Source organism: Achromobacter sp. 01N37 (assembly GCF_056399725.1).
On record NZ_JBFTRX010000025.1, the window covers coordinates 27,722 to 46,854 of the forward strand.

Sequence of the window (19,133 nt, forward strand, 5' to 3'; positions counted from 1 at the left end):
CAGACTGATACCAAGGGCGTGCGTGGACTTTGATCTGAATCTCATGCGGGTTTTCCTGACGGTGCTGCATGAACGCAGCGTGACGCRTGCGGCGCAGCGGCTGAACCTGACCCAGCCTGCCGTCAGCTACGCGTTGGGCCGGTTGCGCGAACAATTCAACGACCCGCTCTTTGTGCGCACCGCCACCGGCATGCAGCCCACGCCCGTCGCGTTTGCGTTGGCCGACCCTATCGAACGCGGCATGAACAGCTTTGCCGAAGCCGTCAGCCTGCGCCAGCAATTCGACCCGGCCACCAGCACCCGGCGCTTCAGGCTGTCGATGTCGGACATTGGCGAAATGGTGTTCCTGCCCCCGCTGATGGAACGCGTGCATGCCCTGGCCCCGCGTTTGCAGATTGAAGTGCTTGAGGTGGCGCTGGAGCATCTGCCGCACGCGTTGAAAGATGGTGAAGTGGATCTGGCCATCGGTAACCTGGCCGGCTTGGGCCGCCACACGTGTCACGCCGATCTCTTCAGCGAGCGCTATGCGTGCATGGGCCGGCGCGGGCACCCGGTGCTGTCGGCCGGCCTGACGCGCAGCCAGTTCAAACGCCTGGACCATATTCTGGTGGCCTCGCGCGCCAGCGCGCACCGCCTGCTGGACGACGTGCTGGGCGAAGCCGGCCTGCATCGTCAGCCCTATCTGATGCTGCCGCACTTTTCGGCCGCCGCCGAAATCGTGCGCCGCACCGATCTGACCGTGACGCTGCCCTACCGCGCCGCCATCTGGTTCAACCGCGACAACGCGTTCGACATCCGCCCGCTGCCCATCACGTTGCCGCCCTTGTGCGTCACCGTGCATTGGCATGCGCGCTTTGAGAGCGACCCGGGCACGATGTGGCTGCGCCGCTTGGTTGAAGCCACTTTGGCGGACCGCAGCGCAACCTGAATAGTGATAAAGTGCGCGCGTGGCTATGGGAGTCCTTCCTTCTACCCCTGAAAACCTAGGGTTCCCGCTTTCCGCACCGCGCCTGCCCCTGGCAGGCGTTTTCCATTCGGGCTGCATCATGAACCCCATCTATCTGCGGCGGCGCTGCTGCCTGCTTCTGGACAAAATCCCGCGCGCAAGCGCTGACCTCGAAGACGCTACTGGCGCAGACGGCCAAGTCACCGCTGTCGAGCTGGCCGCCATTCAGGCGCAAGCCGAAGAGTTGGGCTACGTGATGTCAGACGCCGTGATCCAGCGCCTGGCCACATGGCCGCTGCCAGCCGTCACGCAAACGGGGCGCCTGCTGTTGAAGACGCTGCGCCAGATGACCGGTGCGCACCGGCCGCACCGCCCGCTGTACCCGGACTTTCCGAAGCAGGTGCAAGACCTGGACGACGCCACGCGGTATCTGGACGCCGTTCACCATTACCTGACGCTGCGCCGCATGCCGGGCGACGGCTCCGAGCGTGCGCCGCTGTTCCATGGCCGCACGCCGCGCATCATTGAACTGGGCAGCACCGAAGAATGCGAGGCCATCTTCACGCAGCTGGCGGCGTCGGCCACGTCGTTGTCGGAAGAAGACCGCACGGACCTGGCCTGGTATGTGAAGCAATACCGCGCGAACATTTTCCGGCTGATCCCCGAGGCCATTCCGTTCAAGGAAAACCTGGCGTATCTGGCCGCGAACCTGTTGGACCATGTGCCGGGCGCAGCCACCGACGCCTTCTTGCAACAGCGGCTGGACACCGCCACCGACGTGCTGCGGCTGGCGGTGGCGATAGCAGGCGGCGACGCATCACTGGCCCTGCCCACGCGCTTCGCGTCCATGCCGCGCGCCCGCCGCAAGCAGCTGCTGGGCTTGATCGAACGCCATCCGAACGCGGCCGAAGACATGCAGCGCTGGCCCGAACGCTGGAAGCGCCTGGGCGAATATCTGCACCCCGGCGAGTTCGCCAGCCGCTATCCGCGCACAGCCGCCGCCTTCGCCTTGCTGCGCAGCGGCAAGCCCGCCCCCACCTTCAACAGCGCCATCGAAGCGATGCTGGAATCCGGCCAAAGCGCCAGCGCCGCGCATCGCCTGGAAAGCCGGCCGGGTGAATTCGCCCGCCGGCTGGATCACTTGCTGCGTTCTGCCGCCGACCCCGCGCCCGTGTTGGCCGGCTTTGCGCGCGTCGTAGACCAAGTGGCAACGCCCGTGCTGTTGCAGCTGTACACGCATGCGCAACACCGCGATGCGCCGGCCGCACTGCGCGTCTTCTATCCCAAGGGCGATGCGGCCAAGCTGTTTGCGGCGGGCGACACGCGCGCGCCGTTACCCGCGGGCGTCGCCGATGCAGTGGCTCGTCTTTGCAAGACCGCCTTACTGACGCGCTTTGCCGCTCTGCCGCCGCTGGGCGACTGCTATATTGACCCCGCGTTGCGCGACCACACGGCGCCGTTTTCCCAGCGCTCGGCATCGCGCAGCCTGCGCACGCTGGGGCGCGGCAGCAGTCTGCCGCTGCCGGACGCCGCCGTCGTGCGCCTGTTTCTATGGTGGATGAACGGTAGCGGCCGCGCCGACGTGGACTTGTCGGCCGCGCTGTTCGATGCCGACTGCAACTTCGTCGACGCGCTGACCTATTACCGGCTGCAAAGCTATGGCGCGTATCACAGCGGCGACATCGTGGATGCGCCCCAAGGCGCGGCGGAGTTCATCGACCTGGACGTGGCCCGTTTACGCGAACGCGGCGTGCGCTTTGTGGTGATGATTCTGAACAGCTACACGCTGCAACCCTATTGCGATCTGCCGGAATGCTTTGCCGGATGGATGGCGCGTGAAGACGCAAATTCCGGCGAACCGTTCGAGCCGCGCACGGTGATGGACCGCGTAGACCTGGCCTCCAACACGCTGATCTGCCTGCCTTTGGCGCTGGATTTGCAAGACCAGCGCATGCGCTGGATGGACGTGGCGCTGCGTGCGCAACCCCGTCTGAATAATGTGGCGAACAACCTGTCGGGCGTGTCGCTGATGTTGCGCGCGCTGCTGTCGCGCGTGCAGCCGGATCTGCACACGCTGTTTACGCTGCATGCCGAAGCACGAGGGCGGCAGGTCGACAACGCCGATGCCGCGCAGACGGTGTTTGGCGTGCGCGACGGCATCACGCCGTTTGATACCGACCGGATACGCGCCGAGTTTCTGTAGCGGCGCGCGTGCCAACCGCCTGTGCTTGAACGGAGCCTGCCGCGATGCATGACGCATCGCGGCGTTGCGGCTCGATCTACCCCATCGCGGCCAGCATCAAATCCAGATTCTGAACGGCCGCACCCGACGCGCCCTTGCCCAGGTTGTCGAACACGGCCGTCAGCAACACCTGGCCGTGCTGCTCATTGCCATACACCGCCAGCCGCAAATCGTTGGTGCCGTTCAGCGCCTGCGGGTCCAGGTGCGACTGCTCGGCGGCTTCCTGCCGGCCCACCACCTGCACATGCGTCGTGCCTGCATAGTGCTGTTGCAGGCAATCGTGCAATTGCTGGCTGGTGACGCCCGACGGCAGCAAACGCAGGTGCAGCGGAATCGTCAGCACAATGCCCTGCCGGAACGCGCCGTAGGCCGGCACGAACACGGGGCGTTGCGTCAGCCCGGCGTGCGCTTCGATTTCCGGCGTGTGCTTGTGCGCGAGGCCCAAGCCATACAGCTGAAACGCCGGACCTTGCACGCCGCCCGCGCCTTCGTAGGCATCCACACTGGCGCGGCCGCCGCCCGAATAGCCCGACACGGCGTGCACCACCGCCGGATAATCCGCTGGCACCAGACCCGCCTGAATCAAGGGCCGCAGCAAGGCGATGGCGCCCGTCGGGTAGCAGCCCGGGTTGCTGACGCGCTTGGCGTGGGCGATGCGCTCGGCCTGCCCCGCGCTCATTTCCGGAAAGCCGTACACCCAGCCCGGCGTGGTGCGATGCGCCGAGCTGGCGTCGATGACGCGCACCGCGGGGTTCACCACCGATGCCGCCGCCTGGCGTGCGGGTTCGTCGGGCAAACACAGAATGGCCACGTCGCAGGCGTTGATCGCCTGGGCGCGGCGCTGCGGGTCTTTGCGCTCGGCATCGGGCAGCGTCAGCAGCTGCAAATCGGGCCGGCCGTGCAGCCGCTCGTGAATTTGCAGGCCGGTCGTGCCTTGGTCGCCGTCGATAAAAACCAGGGGGTGCGTCATGACGTGCTCCGTCGCGTAAGGGATGGGGTAAAGGAAAAAAGAAAGGGAAAAAGGAAAGGAAATCAGAGAAGCCAGCCGGTATCATCGGCCTGCGCTCAACATAAGAAAAGTCGAATATCATGACCGTCAACTTCATCTTTTCTGAACGATACTTCCATGCGTGAAATCAGCCTTGATCGCCTGCGCACGCTGGTCGCCATTGCCGACCTGGGTTCGTTCGCGGACGCCGCGCGCGCCTTGCATCTGGCGCCGCCCACCGTCAGCCTGCATGTGGCCGACCTGGAAGCGCGCATCGGCGCACCGCTGCTGACGCGCAAGCGCGGCCAGGTCCGGCCCACCACCATTGGCGACACGCTGCTGGAACGCGCGCGCCGGCTCCTGGCTGAAGCCGATCAGGCGTTGGACGACGTGCAGCGGCAGGTGCAGGGCTTGTCCGGACGCGTGCGCTTGGGCGCATCCACCGGCGCCATTGCCCATCTGCTGCCGCAGGCGCTGGAAACGTTGGGCCAGCGCCATGCGGGTATTGACGTGCAGGTGGCGGTGCTGACGTCCCAGGAAACGTTGCAGCGCTTAAACGACGGCACGCTGGACGTGGGGCTGGTGGCCCTGCCGCAACCGCCCATTGATGGCTTGCTGATCAAACCCTGGCGGCGTGACCCGGTCATGGCCTTTCTGCCCGCTGGCTGGCCCGCGCCCGCACGCGTCACGCCCGCCTGGCTCGCGGCGCGCCCGCTCATCCTGAACGACGCCACCACCCGCCTGTCGCGCCAAACCGGCGAATGGTTCGCCAGCGCCGGGCTGAACCCGCGTGCCCGCATCCAGCTGAACTACAACGACGCCATCAAAAGCTTGGTGGCGGCGGGTTACGGCGCGACCCTGCTGCCACACGAAACCACCGCGCCGCAGGCCGACCCGCGCATCATCATGCGCCCCCTGCGGCCGGCGTTGTGGCGACCGTTGGGCATCGCGCACCGTGCCGAAAAGGTCGAACGCGCCACGCAGCATGTGCTGGATGTGTTGTGGGACCTGCGCGCGGCAAGCGGCGCGGCGGCGGCGTCTTAGGCCAAAACCTGGCAACCCGCCAACAAGAAGTAGGACAAACGGACAGGCCACGCCGCGCCGATGATCTATTAGAATCGCCGGGTGAACAATGATCCGTCCCCCACCACTTTGTCGCCTGCGGACTACGAACTGCTGGCCGACTTCCGATACGCACTGCGCACCTTCGCCGCCTTCAGCGAGGGCGCGGCGGCCGAGTTCGATCTAACGCCCCAACAGCATCAGACCCTGCTGGCGATCAAAGGCACGCGCAAGCATCCGCCGGGCCGGCGCGGCCTGTATGTGGGCGAAATTGCCGAACGCCTGCTGATCCGTCCCCACACCGCGGCCGAGCTGGTCGGCCGGCTGGCCCGCCTTGAACTCGTCAGCCGCGAGGACGACGCCGAAGACGGCCGCCGCGTTGAGGTCGTGCTGACCCCAAAAGCCGAACGCGTGCTGGAAGGCCTGTCGGCCTCGCATCTGGAAGAATTGCGCGGCATGCGCCCGCTGCTGGGCCGCTTGCTGGCCCGCATCGACGGCGACGCCGCCTGACGCCTGGGCCCGTCCGCCGATAGCTGGCCGTCAGCTGCCGCGTGATAAATTGTCGTCCCGCGACATATTTCAAGCACGCGAGGAGACCGTTTTGGGTGTGGCAATGAAGCGCTGGCTGAGCTCGTTCGCGCCAGCGCCGGTAGGCGTCAATGGGCGCGAAAAGCTCTTTGGCGTATTGGGTGCGCTGGTCGGATTGTTCTGCACGGAATGGGTCGGCCGCCATGCGCTGGGCGGCGCAAACCCCTGGTTTATCGCGCCGATGGGCGCGTCTGCCGTGCTGCTGTTCGCCGCCCCGGCCAGCCCCTTGGCCCAGCCCTGGTCCATCATGGCGGGCAATCTGGTGTCAGCGCTGGTTGGCGTGTTCTGCGCACAGATGATTCCCGAACCGGGTGTTGCGGCTGCTGCGGCGGCGGCCCTGGCCATCGGCGCCATGTTCAGCCTGCGCTGCCTGCACCCGCCTGGCGGCGCGGTGGCGTTGACGGCGGTGCTGGGCGGCCCGTCGGTGGCCAGCCTGGGTTACGGCTTCGCGCTGTGGCCCGTGGGGCTGAACTCCCTGATCCTGCTGTGCATTGCCGTGGCATTCAACGGCGCGCTGCGCCGCAACTACCCGCGCCGCCACGCCGACCCCGCGCCCGGCCACCACACGCGCGACGCCGCCCCCAGCGCCCGCCTAGGCTTCAGCCGCGCCGATCTGGACGAGGCCCTGGCCCAACGCGGCGAACTATTGGACATCAGCAAGGAAGACCTGGAAGACATCGTGCTGGCTGCCGAACTGCGCGCCAGCCTGCGGCGTTTTGGTGACGTGACCTGCGCGGACATCATGTCGCGCGATGTGGTCACCGTACACGAGCAAGACCCGCTGGATTACGCCATCCGCCTGTTCGACAAGCACCGCCTGCAAGCGCTGCCCGTGCTGGATGCCGCGGGTCGGTACGCCGGCATGGTGGCCCAGGGCGATGTGCTGGCGCGCAAAGGCCGGCTGGCGGCCAAGACGCTGGATGGCGCCCCCGCGCCCGACCTGCTGGTGGCCGACTGCATGCGCAGCGAAGTCCCCTTCGCCACGCCGGGGCTGCCCGTGATCGAGCTGGCGCGGCCCATGTCGGACAGCTTGCACTGCGTGCCAGTGCTGGACGCGGCACGCGGCTTGCAAGGCCTGGTCACGCAGTCGGATCTGGTGGCGGCGCTTTACCAGATGGCGGTGTCGGCAAGTTCGCAGTCCGGCGCCGACTCGGACGCCAACAAAGATGCCAACCCACGCACCAAGCCGCACCCCACCCGGCGTGCCGCCTGATTCCTCCGTAGCCCTACGGATTCCGGTCCGCGGCGGCCGCAAGGCATAATTTCACGCGTGAATCCCTTATCGCGCCCCCGCGCCCTCCTCTGTTGGCTGGCCCTGTTCTGCCTGGGCGCCGTCTGGATTGCCCGTCAGGAATACGTCGACCAGTACGACCGTTTCTTCCAGAGCACCAGCGTGGCCCAACGCATGCTGAGCCAGAAGACCGTGCAGCATGAAGCCGTGCTGGCCACGCTGGCGGCCCTGTCGCACCCGCCCACCCCCGAACGCCTGTACCCCAGCTTGCATCCCGCGATGCCGCAGTTGCAGGGGCTGGGCTATCTGGCCGATGGCGCGTGGGCAGGCAGCCTGGCCCAGCCGCCGGGCCTGTCCGCCGCCCTGGAACGCGCCCGCCAACTGGGCCGGCCGGTGACGCTGCCCGTGGACGCCGCGCACTACTGGCTGATCGCGCCGTCCAGCTGGAGCCTGCTGGTGGACGCCCGCCAACTGGTCCCCGCCGCCGACTTTCCGCCGGGGCTGGCCAACCTGACGCTGACCGTGGATCAAACCCCGTTGACGCTGTTGGACAAGCAGCCTGCCGACGCTTTTGGCCTGACGATGACGCTGCAAAAGCCGCTGGGTGCAGCCAGCCAGCCCTTCCCGATGCGCAGCACGCGCACGCTGACGCCTGGCTTCTGGCCATGGACCGCGTGGCTGCTGTGGGCCGTGGCCAGCGCCTTGCTGGTGGCGGGCGCCGCCGCCTGGCAGCGGTCGCACGCCGACGCGCGCCGGCAACAGGAACAGGTGCGCCTGGCCGCCATGGCGCGCCTGAGCACGCTGGGCGAAATGGCGGCGGGCATCGCACATGAATTGAACCAGCCGCTGACCGCCATCCTGGCGCATACGCGCGCCGCCGAACGCCTGCTGGACGACGAGGAAGAACGCCCCGCCGTGCGCCATGCGCTCTTGGCCAGCGCCGAACAGGCTAAGCGCGCGGCCGACATCATCAGCCGCATGCGCGCACTCGTCCAACCCAGCTCGCCCGCCCGCCGGGAAGCGCTGGACCCGGATGCGCTGGTGGCATCGCTGCGCTTTCTGCGCGAACCGGAACTGGCCCGTCAGGGCATCCGCCTGAGCTGGCATAACACCAGCCCCGGCGCGCGTCCGCTGGGCGACCGTGTGGCGCTGGAGCAGATCCTGCACAACCTGGTGCAGAACGCGGCGGATGCGGTGGCGGCCAGCGACGGCCCGCGTCACATCCGGCTGGAAGGCCACGCGCAAGGCGGGGACTATCTGTTCACCGTCACCGACACCGGCCCCGGCATCCCGCCCGACGCGCTGCCCAAGCTATTCGCGCCGTTCTACACCACGCGCCCGCACGGCATGGGCCTGGGGCTGGCGCTGTGCGAGACGCTGGCCGGGTCCATGGACGGCCGCATCGCCGTCCGCAACATCAGCCCATCGGGCGCCTGCTTTACCGTGAGCCTGCCGCGCTCGGGAGCCCCCGCATGACCGCTCAAGATCCCCGCACGCTGGAACATTCGCCCCTGGTGTATCTGGTGGATGACGACGACGCCGTGCGCGACGGCCTTGCCCTGCTGCTGCGTAGCGTGGGGTTGCGCAGCGCGGGCTTTGGCGACCCGCTGGCCTTTCTGGCGCAGTTGACGCCCAGCGCCATCGGCTGCGTCGTGCTCGACATCCGCATGCCCGGCATCAGCGGGCTGGACGTGCTGACCCGTCTGGCCGATCAGTCCGACCTGCCTGTCGTCATGCTGACCGGCCATGCCAACGTGGACCTGTGCCGCCGCGCCTTCAAGGGCGGCGCCATGGAATTCCTGCAAAAGCCGGTGGACGACGATGTGTTCCTGGACGCCGTGCAAGCGGCCGTGCGCACCCACATCGCCAGCCGCGAACGGCTGGCCGTGACGCAGGCCGCCACCGAGCGGCTGGCGCGTTTATCCGGCCGTGAACACGAGGTGCTGGAACGCATTGTGCAAGGCATGAGCAACAAGGAAATCGCGCGCGAATTTGATTTATCGCCGCGCACAGTGGAAACGTATCGGGCGAATGTCTTTGCGAAGCTGGAAGCGGATTCCCTGGCGCAATTGATCCGCCAGTACGCGACGTTGCTGGATTAGGTCGCCTCTGTATTAGTCGCCTCCGTATTAGGTCGCCTCCGTATCCCTACGGAGGTTTGGGCGTAATCGGGCGTATACCGCCCGCGGCGCGTTTTGGCCACACTGACTGCTCCTACCGAACCCCTTCAAAAACTAGGATGCAGACCATGAACCGGATCACGCTCGCCACCCTGATGTCTACGCTGGCGTTTGCCGGCGCCGCCAACGCCGCCGTGCTGAACGAAAGCAATCTGTCGATGGCTGACGCGCAAAAGCTCGCCACCGCCACCGTCGCCGCCTGCCAGGCCAAGGGCTACAACGTCAGCGCGTCCGTCGTTGACCGCGCCGGTCTGCTCAAGGCCTTTGCCCGCGCCGACAACGCCGGCCCGCACACCATCGAAGCCAGCCGCGCCAAGGCCTTCACCGCCGTGTCCGCCAAGACCCCGACGCTTGCCATGATGGAGAACGCGCAAAAGAATCCGGGCGCGGCCAACCTGACCGACATCCCGGGCTTCCTGCTGCTGGGCGGCGGCGTGCCGGTCAAGGCCGGCGCCAATGTCATCGGCGCGATCGGCGTGGCCGGCGCCCCGGGCGGTAACCTGGACGCCCAGTGCGCCGACACGGTGCTGGAAGAGAACGCCGCCCTGTTCAAGTAAGACGCGGTTGGGGGCTGGCGGCGGCGGGGGCTCTCACCACCCGCAGCGCCGCCCAGATCCCCGCAAAGCAGGCGACGCCAAACACCCAGCCCGACAACGCGCCGGCCATCACGCCGGACAGCAGCGTGCCCACGGTGCACCCTAGTGCCGTCATGCCACCCCAGCCCATCAAGACGCCGCCCGCGAAGTTACGCAGCACGTCTTTCAGCGAGGGCAGCCGCGGCCGGAATGCGCCCGCCGCCAAGGCCGCCGCCCACGCGCCCGCCACCAACGCCAGCACGAACGCACCGTTGTTCGACAGCAGCACGTGCTTGACCGCCGTGGCGCACCCCGCAAACGTATCCAGGCCTTCGAGCCGATCGGGCAACCCGCCCGCACGCTGAGCCAGCGTGCGCGCCACGCTGCCAAGTTCCGCTGTCACGCCCAGCGGCGCAATCCGCAAGTACGCCATCCCCCCGATTGCCCCGACCAGAATGCCCCCCACCGCAGGCGGCCAGCGCTCGTGCAAGACCGCATGCCAAGGCGATACCGCCCGCTGTGGCAACGCCGTCTGCGCGCCGCCACGACGAACCACCGCCCACGCCAGCGCCAGCAGCACCGCGCCCTGCAACAGCACCGTGCCGCCATACCCCAATTGCTGCGGCAGCCACACGACAGGCGCCTGCTGAATCACCGCCAGGTACAGCGCGTTCCACGTTGCAAAGCCCAGCACAAAACCCACGCCCGCGCCCAACAGCGCAAAGGGCGAGGCCAGCGCCCCTTCGCCCAGCCGGTAGAAATGCGCGCTGATGCACGAGCCCGACACCCGCATGCCAATCCCGAAGACGAACGCGCCCGCCACCAGCGCCACGCTGACCGGCCCGATGTGCGCGCCGGGCGGCAGGCGGTCTGCCGACGGAATCGGCAGAAACGCGCCGAACACCGCGTGATACCCCAGCATGCCCACGCCCAGCGCCAGCAACACGGCAAACATGCCGGCGGTTTCCTTCTTGTCGATGAAGTCGCGGGCAATGCAGTAGAAACAGAAACGCGAGCGTTGCAGCACGATGCCAAACGCCGCCCCCAGCAGCACGGACAAGGCCAGGCTGCGCCCGCCATCCGGCAAGGGCGCCAGCAGCCAGGCCGCCGCAACAACGGCCGCCAGCACCGCGGCGGCCGACCCATAGCGCAACGTCGTCACCTCAGGTCTTGCCCCACACAGTGCCGGCGGGGTTCGTGATGGGCGAGCCGACGCTGTTGCCGTATTCCGTCCACGAGCCGTCGTAGTTGCGCACGTCATAGCCCAGCAGTTTCTTCAGCGCAAACCACGAATGGCTCGACCGTTCGCCAATGCGGCAATACGTGATGATGGGCTGGCTGCCGTCCACGCCGGCCGCCTGGTAGATGGCCTTGAGTTCGTCTGCCGGCTTGAAGGTGCCGTCATCCGCCACCAGCTTGCTCCACGTGACGTTGACCGCGCCCGGCACGTGGCCCGCGCGTACGGCCAGTTCCGGCACACCATTGGGCGCGAAGATCTTGCCGTTGTATTCATCCGCCGACCGGATATCGACCAGCACGCCCTGCTTTTCCTTGCGCGCCACAGCCAGCACGTCTTGCAGATGCGCGCGCAGCGCCGCGTTAGGCGTCTTGATCTGCGCCGTGCCTGCCGGCTGAATCTTCGCGCTATTGGCCAGCGGCCGCCCTTCGGCTTCCCACTTCTTGCGGCCGCCATCCAGAATCTTCACGTTGTCGATGCCGTAGATATCAAAAATCCACGCGCCCCAGGCTGCGAACCAATTGTTGTTGTCGCCGTACAGCACGGTCGTGGTGTCGGCATTGATGCCGGAGCGCGCCAGCAGCGCCTGGAATTGCTTGGGCGGCGCGATGTCGCGGTTCACGGTATCGACCAGATCGGTATGCCAGTTCACATTGGCCGCGCCCGGGATGTGGCCGCGTTCGAACAGGCCCGGGTTCACGCTGACCTCTACGACGCGCACCTTGGGATCGTTCAAGTTCTTTTCCAGCCACTCTGTCGTGACCAGAAATTTGGCGTGTTGCGCCGCCGCCGGCACGGCGGCAAAGGTGGCCAGCACGGCGACCGCGCCGGCGAGCATCTTGCGTAGGGACATCGGATTCTCCTGTTTGCGGCGGCTGATGCGCCGTTCAAACCGGACAATATCGGCTTGCCTGCCTGGCACGAACGACATTGTTTTCATATTCTGATTACTCGTTCAGAGTGTTGTCAGCAATGAAAACGCTGCATGTTTTCGCGCGGCACGCTAGGCTTACGCCGCTCACGTCCTATTCTGTCCCCCACCCACATGCCCCTGCCTCCGCGCCCCGCTCTGCTGGATGAAACGTTGCGCATCGTCGCGCGCCGCTATCGCGTGCCGCCCACGCCCACCGTCACCCCGGATGCGCAGAACGGGCATAGCGCCACCGCGCTGGCGTTGGCGATCGACCAGGCGCGGCAAGCACTGGCCCACGGCGACACGCCCCACCCTGAGATTGAACGCGCCTTCATTGACGCCTTGGCGCAACTGATCCGCGGCGCCATGCGTGAAGGCCAGGGCGACCCCGCCATCCAGGCCATGGAACTGCGCCATCGCGTGGCGCCCGTGCGCGAGTACGCATCGCTTAGCGCAGGCGCCGACGCGGACCGCCGCGAAATCCTGGCCGCCGCCAATGCCATCGCACACCCCGCCAAACTCGCGCGCATGCCACGCGGCTTGCAGGCGGACGCCTTGGCCGACGTGCAGGCGGCCGCATCCTCCGGGTCATGGACGGCGTTGGCGGATGCCGTGCAACGGCTGCGCGACATGCCCGAAACGATGGGCGACGATCCGCTCGCCCGGGGCTGCGCCCGCCTGCTGGATAGCGCTGCCCTGACCCGCCTGCAACGGCTGGACGCACTGACGGCGGACGCGCGGGTGCGCCATTACCAATCACTGTGGGATCGCAACGGCCCGCGGCCGGGCAGCGCGACAGCGTTACGGCAGGGAACCGACGCCCAACAACGCGGCGCGGCCGTCGAGGCGTTGGCGGCGCAAGCGTTGGAAGTCTTGGCGCAGCGCCTGAATGCAAGCGAGACCCACGCCACGAACGCACGCGCTATCGACGAGGGTGCCATCGATGAGCGTGCCCCTGATGAGCATGCCAGTGATGAGCGCGCCGCCGACGACCGCGCCGCCAACGTCACCGCCCCCTATCGCGTGGTGACGTCGATGCGCGTGCCGCCTTCGCTACCCGCCAGCGCCGATCGCGCGAAAAGCGAATGGGACGCCGCATTGTTGCGCCAGTCCGACGCGATCGATGCCGCGACTGCCACGCCCGCTTGGGATCTCTGCCTGCTGGTCGAAGCCAAAGCCTCCGTTGACGCCGCCAGCACGGACTTGCCCCGATTGTTGCGCGGCCTGCAACTGCTGGCGCATGCGGACAGCAACACCACGTACCCGTTCAAGACGCAGCAAGGCATCGTGCCGCTACGCGGCGAGACCTTGCGCGCGTTGCCGGCAGACGGGCCTGGCTTGGCGGACACGGTCCTGTACTGCTGCGACGCGCCGGCCGACCCCTCGCCCCGCCTGCTCAATGCCGCCAGCCGCATGCAATTGTTGTCTGCCCCTGCCAGCATCGCGTTCGCCAGCCAGCTCGCCCAAGGCCAGCCCGCGGACACCGAAACGCTGCACCCCGTCTGGCATTCGTTACTGACCTCTCCGCAATGGGCAGGCGTGCTCAATCAGTACCCGCAGCTGCACCAGGTCCGCGCATTAATGGTGCACACCGACGACCTGTTGGACGCCGCGCACACCGCACACCTGTAACACGCCGCTGTCAAGTTTTCCACGTAAAATCCCGCAGCCGACGCCTGTATCGGCGCACTGCCTATACCCGCCGGGATGCACGTCGATCTCTTCACCCTTTATCTCCTTGTCATCGGTACGCTGCTTGCCAGCGCTGGGATGACCTACTGGGAACACCGGACCCACTCCACACGCAGCAAGGCGTTAGGGATGTTCGCCGCAGGCTTCGCCACGCTTGCCGCCGGTTGTACCGTCGTGCTGCTGCGCGGCTACCTGCCCGCGTCGATCGGGCCGGGTCTTAGCAACCTCATCATCCTTAGCGGTTATCTGCTCGTGCTGCACGGCGTGGCGTCGTTCAATGGGCGGCAGTACCGCGCGGCGTCCATCGGATTGCTGATCGTGATGGCCGTCCTGTGGGCGGTTGCCGGCGCGCAGTGGCGAGGCGTGATGTGGGCCTATGTCAGCGCGGCGCCCATTGCCGCCATCGCGGCGATGACCGCGTGGGAAATGTGGCGATGCGCGCCAATGAAGGCGCTGTCGTCGCGCTATTTCGTCATCGTCGCCACCGTCATCCACGCGCTGTTCTACGCCTTTCGCGCGTTCATCCTGCCTTGGCTGGTTGCCACGTACGGCCCGGACGCACAGGTAATGGCCAGCAACATCACCATGTACGAAGGCGTGCTGTATTCGGTGCTGCTGCCGATGGCGCTGCTCAAGCTTGTTCGTGAAGAAGCGCATGGGCAGCTGCTGCACGAATCGCAAACGGATTATCTGACACGCTTGGGCAACCGCCGCTGGTTTTTCGAGGAAGGCGCGCGCCTCATCCGCGACAGCGCCGGCCGCGCGCCCATCGCCGTGCTGGCCTTTGACCTGGACCACTTCAAATCCATTAACGACCGCCACGGCCACGAGACGGGCGACAAAGTTCTGAGGGCCTTCGCTGACATCGCCCAACGGGTCGCAGGGCCCGGCGCCATGCTCGCCCGGCTGGGCGGCGAAGAGTTCGCCGCACTGCTGACAGGCGACCACGCACGCCGCGCGCAAGCGTTGGGCGAAACGATGGCGGCACACTTTGCCGCCACGCTTGCCGAACACATCCAACGAGGCGACGTGCAGGCCACGGTCAGTATCGGTCTGGCAAAATTCGAACAAGACGCGCCGCCATTAAGCGAAGCGCTGGCCGCTGCCGACCGCGCCTTGTATCGCGCCAAGTCCCTGGGCGGAAACCGGCTGGAACTCGCGTAGCGGGCACACCTGACCGCCACACTTAACCGCCACACGTAGCGGGCACACGTAGCGGGCACACTGAGCGGGCACACTCAGGCGGCAAACTCAGCCGGCATCAGCCGGCCCACACCTGGCTGATGCCGGCTGAGTGTGCCAGGATGCAGTCACTCCGCTTCGTTGATGATGTTGTCCAACGCGCGCACCTCATCCTCAGGCAGCACCAGATGCCCCGCCGTCAGGTTTTCGCGCAGATGCGCAACCGATGAAGTTCCCGGAATGACCAGAATGTTCGGCGAACGCTGAAGCAGCCATGCAATCGCCACCTGCATCGGCGTGGCGTTCACGCGCTGCGCAACCACGGTCAGCGTGGCCGATTGCAGCGGGCTGAACCCACCCAACGGAAAGTACGGCACATAGGCGATGCCGTCCTGCGCCAGCGCGTCGATCAGTGCATCATCGTCGCGGTGCGCCAGGTTGTACTGGTTCTGCACGCATACGATGTCGCAGATGCCCCGGCCTTCCTGCACCTGGGCGGCCGTCACATTGCTCAACCCGATGTGGCGCACCAAGCCGCGCTGCTGCAACGCCCGCAACGCCGACAGCGGTTCGGCAATCGAGCCTTCTTCCGGCCCGTGCACGCCGAACATGATGCGCAGGTTCACGACATCCAGCACGTCCAGCCCCAGATTGCGCAAGTTGTCTTCCACCGCGCGCGTCAGTTCATCGGCCTTGTCGGCACGAATCCAGGACGCGTCTTCGCCGCGCCGCGCCCCAATCTTTGTCACCAGCACCAGGTCATCGGGATACGGTGACAACGCTTCGCGGATCAGCTGGTTCGTGATGTGCGGGCCGTAGAAATCGCTGGTGTCGATATGGTTCACACCACTGGCCACGGCCTCACGCAGTACCGTCAGCGCCGCATCGCGGTTGCGCGGCGGGCCGAACACGCCGGGGCCGGCCAACTGCATCGCGCCGTAACCCAGGCGTTTGACCCGCTTGGTACCCAGGGCATAGGTGGCTTCGTTCGATGTGGGCTGCATGTCGGATCTCCTGAAGGAAACGGAAAGCGTAAACCTTTTCGTCGCCTTGGATAATCAGGCAGATTTCGTTGCCCCGGGGCAGCGGCGCCCAGCCTTCCTACGGCTGATGCCGATGCCCGGGGCGCGCATACCCAGCCGCCCTACTTCACCGGAATCAAGCTGATGTCCTGGCTGCCATCACGTTCCAATTGCGCCACCAGCCCCAGCTCCCAGTCCAGGTATTCCCGAAAGCCGTCATCGCGCGCCGCCAGATCATCAAACAGATACGGGCTGATGCTCTGATCGTCGTCACCCGTCAAGACCCCCGCTGCGCCCGTGGCCAGCGGCAGGCCCTCTGCCTTCCAGGCGCGCGTGCCGCCCAGCAGATATTGCACCGGCCGCTTGCTGCGCCAAGCCAGTTCGGCCGCCACCACGCTGGCCAATACGCCGTCCGACGACGTCAGCACAATCACGCGCGGATCATCCGGCGACAGGAATTCCGCCAGCCGGTCCGGCGCCGCAAAGCGCGTGCCGGGCACATGCCCGCGTTCATACGCCACGCGCGATTCCACATCAAACACAATGGCCTCGTCCGTGTTCAACGCCGCATGCAGCGCCTGCGCACGCACGCCGGCCGCATCCGGACGATGACGCAATACGCGGCGCGGCTCAACACCGCTTTGCAACGGCGCCAACGCGGGGGGCTGATACAGATAGACCTCGACCGCGCCCAACTGCGCGAGCCATGCGCCCGTCGTCAACGCGCGCACGCCATCCCAATCCGCCAGCACCACACGAGAGCGGCGCGTGGCCAGATACTCGTCAGTGGCTTGCACCAACTGCCCGCCCGGCGCCCAACGCCATCCTTCCAGATGACCGGTCTCGTACTCTTCACGCGTACGCACGTCGAACTTGAACAAGGTGCGCGTCGCGTGCTCGGCTTCAAAGGCGTGCAGCGTCGCGGTGTCGATATACCCAATGCCTGCCCGCTGCGCCACATCGCGCGCTTGTTCCCGCGCGGCCGCCAATGCCGGCGCGCCCGGTTCCGGCAGCGCGGCGTGCCGGCCATAGGCAAGCTCCCGGCCCGACAGCAGCCATTCCATCGTGCCGTTGCGCAAGGACGCCACGCGGTTCGGAATGCCCGCATCAATCAGCGTCTGCGCGCCCACAATGCTGCGCGTGCGGCCGGCGCAGTTCACCACCACAAACGTCTTCGGGTCAGGCGCCAGTTCGCGGATGCGATAAACCAGCTCCGCGCCCGGCAGGCTATGCGAGAACGGCAACGTAAAATTGTGGAATTCCTCCGGCGTGCGGCTGTCCACCACCACGATGTCGTCGCCGCGCGCCACGCGTTCGTGCAGTTCCTCCACATCGATCCACGGCGTGTGCTTCTCGTGCTCGATCACTTCCCCAAACGCCTTGCTTGGCACGTTGGTGCCCGAGAACAGTTCCAGCCCCGCACGCTCCCAGCCATCCGTGCCGCCTTCCAGCACGGACACGTCCGTCCACCCCAGCCGCGTCAGCTTGGCCGCAGCCTGATGGGACTGTGATTCGTCGTCGTCCACCAGCACGATGCGCGTGTCGCGTCTTGGCACCAACCGGTCGGCCAGTACTTCCAGACGCCACAGCGGCGCAGGCACCGCCACCAGCAAATGGCGGCGCGCATACCGGCCCGCCTCGCGCACGTCCAGCACGGCGATTTCGGCGTCGCCCCGCAGTTCCTCTTGCAAGGCCTGGGCAGACACGCGCGCATGGTAGATGGCGGCAGGCGGCGAGAACGTGCGATACGTGCCGCCCTCGGTGCTTTCGAACACCACGCGGCCATGCAGCCGGTCCAGCGCCAAGCCGTAGAAATGCAGATGCGCGCCGGGTTCGTTGCCCACCAATTCAATGGTGTGCACGTCGTCCGGCCCCAACACGATGGAGTTGCCCGGCCCCACGTCCACGCGGCGCACGGGCGTCAAGGCATCGCGCAGTGGGTCTGCGGTGCCCGCACGCGCATACACCTCGTTGCGCTCGTTGCCACGCACGCCCGCAATGATGGCCCAGGTCGTGTGGTCATGCGGCGGCTGCGCCTTGCCCGGTTCACCGAGCGACAGGTAGAGCGCGTAGCCGCCGTCGACATCTTCGGCCAACCTATAAATGGATGTGGGGCGACCCGGCACCACGGCAAACGCGTCTGCGGGAAAGAGGTCGCGCCGCTGGCCCAAGGCCTCCAACAGCGCCGCCACCCGCGCCAGCTGTTCCGGCGTAGCGTGCGCAGATTCTGGAACAAGTTCGCGCACCTGCGCGATGAACGCGCGAACCGCTTCTGCGCGTGCGGTATGCGTGCTGTGGGCCGGCGCGGCCGCGGGGGAAGAAGTGCTCATGAGATGACCTGAACGTCCGGGTTGAAGAGACCTTCAGGCTACGTGCGCGCTAGGCGTCGGACAACGTAGAAATGCGTCTATGGATATGCGCGCAATGGCGGATTTGGGGTGCAGAGCGGCGGATTCTGCCAGGGCGGCCGCAATATCAGACTCCTTCTATAGACGGCGCTGTCGACGATTGCCGAAGATCGTCGCTCAAATGGACATAGTCGGGGGGCCGCCGGTGTATCCGCAAGCGAAGCGCTATCGTTTCACGTTCACGCCCGTCAACGGTGCGGCGTTTGATGTCATCGAGTTCACGCTGGATGAGGCGCTGTCCGAGACCTATCGGCTAAGCGTCGACCTTTCCAGCTTCGATTCGGCGGTGGACTTTGGTTTGCTGTTGGATCAAGCCGCGTTATTCACGATCTGGCGCGGTGACGTGGCCGTGCGCCATGTTCATGGCATCGTCACCGAGTTCGAACAAGCGGGAACCGGCTTTCGCCGCACGCGCTATCGGGCAGTGCTTGAACCCTCACTTTCCAGGGCAGCGCTTTGTTCCGACTGGCGCATCTACCAGCAGCTGTCCGTGCCGGAGATCATGGCGGATGTCCTCAAACGCCAGCGCATTACGGACTACGAACAGGTCACCACGAACGAACATCTGCCACGCGAATACTGCGTGCAGGCGGGTGATACCGATCTGGAGTTTCTGAACCGGCTAGCCGCCGAAGAAGGCTATTTCTACCGCTACGAACATACCGAGATAAGCCATCGCTTGATTCATGGCGACCGCATCTACATTCATGGCGAGATTGCGGGCGGCCCGGTTCTGTACAACCCCATGCCGGGCGGCGATCAACCCGAGCCCGCGCTGCATCGCTTCACCTACGCCGAGCGTATGCGCACCGCAGTGCAAACCCAGCGCGACTACACGTACACGCATCCGCGCTACAGCCAGGAACA

At 66.4% G+C, this 19,133-nt stretch carries 16 protein-coding genes; 11 read left to right on the forward strand and 5 right to left on the reverse strand.

Going from position 1 to position 19,133, the window contains the following annotated elements; genetic code table 11:
• Nucleotides 1-43 precede the first annotated feature (43 nt).
• Nucleotides 44-928, forward strand: a complete 885-nt coding sequence (locus AC1DSJ_RS29395; protein ID WP_476760451.1) for a LysR family transcriptional regulator — start codon at nt 44-46, stop codon at nt 926-928.
• 118 nt (nt 929-1,046) lie between these two features.
• A complete protein-coding gene (locus AC1DSJ_RS29400) occupies nt 1,047-3,149 on the forward strand; it encodes a TerD family protein (protein WP_441372690.1) in 2,103 nt (700 codons plus the stop codon).
• Between the two features lie 76 nt (nt 3,150-3,225).
• Here AC1DSJ_RS29400 and argC read toward each other — a convergent pair whose 3' ends face one another.
• Entirely contained in the window at nt 3,226-4,158 is a 933-nt protein-coding gene (argC, locus tag AC1DSJ_RS29405; RefSeq protein WP_054422948.1) for an N-acetyl-gamma-glutamyl-phosphate reductase, read from the reverse strand.
• Between the two features lie 156 nt (nt 4,159-4,314).
• Here argC and AC1DSJ_RS29410 point away from each other — a divergent pair, with 156 nt between their 5' ends.
• From AC1DSJ_RS29410 to AC1DSJ_RS29435, 6 genes are all read left to right on the forward strand, one after another.
• Nucleotides 4,315-5,220 carry a LysR family transcriptional regulator gene (locus AC1DSJ_RS29410; RefSeq protein WP_054422944.1) on the forward strand — a complete coding sequence of 302 codons (906 nt, stop codon included), beginning with the start codon at nt 4,315-4,317 and terminating at the stop codon, nt 5,218-5,220.
• Between the two features lie 81 nt (nt 5,221-5,301).
• Nucleotides 5,302-5,748 carry a MarR family winged helix-turn-helix transcriptional regulator gene (locus tag AC1DSJ_RS29415; protein WP_441372689.1) on the forward strand — a complete coding sequence of 149 codons (447 nt, stop codon included), beginning with the start codon at nt 5,302-5,304 and terminating at the stop codon, nt 5,746-5,748.
• Nucleotides 5,749-5,851: 103 nt separating this feature from the next.
• Complete coding sequence (locus AC1DSJ_RS29420; RefSeq protein ID WP_441372688.1) at nt 5,852-7,039, forward strand: HPP family protein; 1,188 nt, start codon at nt 5,852-5,854, stop codon at nt 7,037-7,039.
• 57 nt (nt 7,040-7,096) lie between these two features.
• Nucleotides 7,097-8,533: a sensor histidine kinase gene (locus AC1DSJ_RS29425; protein ID WP_441372687.1), complete on the forward strand. Its 1,437-nt coding sequence runs from the start codon at nt 7,097-7,099 to the stop codon at nt 8,531-8,533.
• Entirely contained in the window at nt 8,530-9,159 is a 630-nt protein-coding gene (locus AC1DSJ_RS29430) for a response regulator transcription factor (RefSeq protein ID WP_054422938.1), read from the forward strand. The genes AC1DSJ_RS29425 and AC1DSJ_RS29430 overlap by 4 nt, the downstream gene beginning before the upstream one ends.
• Nucleotides 9,160-9,305: 146 nt before the next feature.
• Entirely contained in the window at nt 9,306-9,794 is a 489-nt protein-coding gene (locus tag AC1DSJ_RS29435; protein ID WP_054423339.1) for a GlcG/HbpS family heme-binding protein, read from the forward strand.
• Here the strand turns inward: AC1DSJ_RS29435 and AC1DSJ_RS29440 are convergent.
• Complete coding sequence (locus AC1DSJ_RS29440) at nt 9,787-10,974, reverse strand: YeeE/YedE family protein (protein WP_441372686.1); 1,188 nt, start codon at nt 10,972-10,974, stop codon at nt 9,787-9,789. The two genes, AC1DSJ_RS29435 and AC1DSJ_RS29440, sit on opposite strands and share 8 nt — an antisense overlap.
• Nucleotide 10,975: 1 nt before the next feature.
• Entirely contained in the window at nt 10,976-11,902 is a 927-nt protein-coding gene (locus AC1DSJ_RS29445; RefSeq protein ID WP_427949345.1) for a sulfurtransferase, read from the reverse strand.
• Nucleotides 11,903-12,094: 192 nt separating this feature from the next.
• Between AC1DSJ_RS29445 and AC1DSJ_RS29450 the strand changes: the two genes are divergently transcribed.
• Together AC1DSJ_RS29450 and AC1DSJ_RS29455 are read left to right on the forward strand one after the other, a co-directional pair.
• Nucleotides 12,095-13,594, forward strand: a complete 1,500-nt coding sequence (locus AC1DSJ_RS29450) for a 3-deoxy-D-arabino-heptulosonate 7-phosphate synthase (protein ID WP_441372685.1) — start codon at nt 12,095-12,097, stop codon at nt 13,592-13,594.
• 75 nt (nt 13,595-13,669) lie between these two features.
• Nucleotides 13,670-14,818 (forward strand): GGDEF domain-containing protein, encoded by a 1,149-nt coding sequence (locus AC1DSJ_RS29455; protein WP_441372684.1) that lies wholly within the window; start codon nt 13,670-13,672, stop codon nt 14,816-14,818.
• Between the two features lie 146 nt (nt 14,819-14,964).
• On the opposite strand, the gene AC1DSJ_RS29460 is transcribed toward AC1DSJ_RS29455, so the two are convergent.
• Both AC1DSJ_RS29460 and AC1DSJ_RS29465 read right to left on the reverse strand, forming a co-directional pair.
• The gene (locus AC1DSJ_RS29460) at nt 14,965-15,840 is read right to left on the reverse strand and encodes an aldo/keto reductase family oxidoreductase (protein ID WP_441372683.1); all 876 of its coding nucleotides are present in this window, start codon (nt 15,838-15,840) and stop codon (nt 14,965-14,967) included.
• Nucleotides 15,841-15,980: 140 nt separating this feature from the next.
• Complete coding sequence (locus AC1DSJ_RS29465) at nt 15,981-18,188, reverse strand: rhodanese-like domain-containing protein (protein WP_441372682.1); 2,208 nt, start codon at nt 18,186-18,188, stop codon at nt 15,981-15,983.
• 199 nt (nt 18,189-18,387) lie between these two features.
• Between AC1DSJ_RS29465 and AC1DSJ_RS29470 the strand changes: the two genes are divergently transcribed.
• The coding region (locus AC1DSJ_RS29470; RefSeq protein WP_476760452.1) for a type VI secretion system Vgr family protein at nt 18,388-19,133 on the forward strand (746 nt) is incomplete at its 3' end.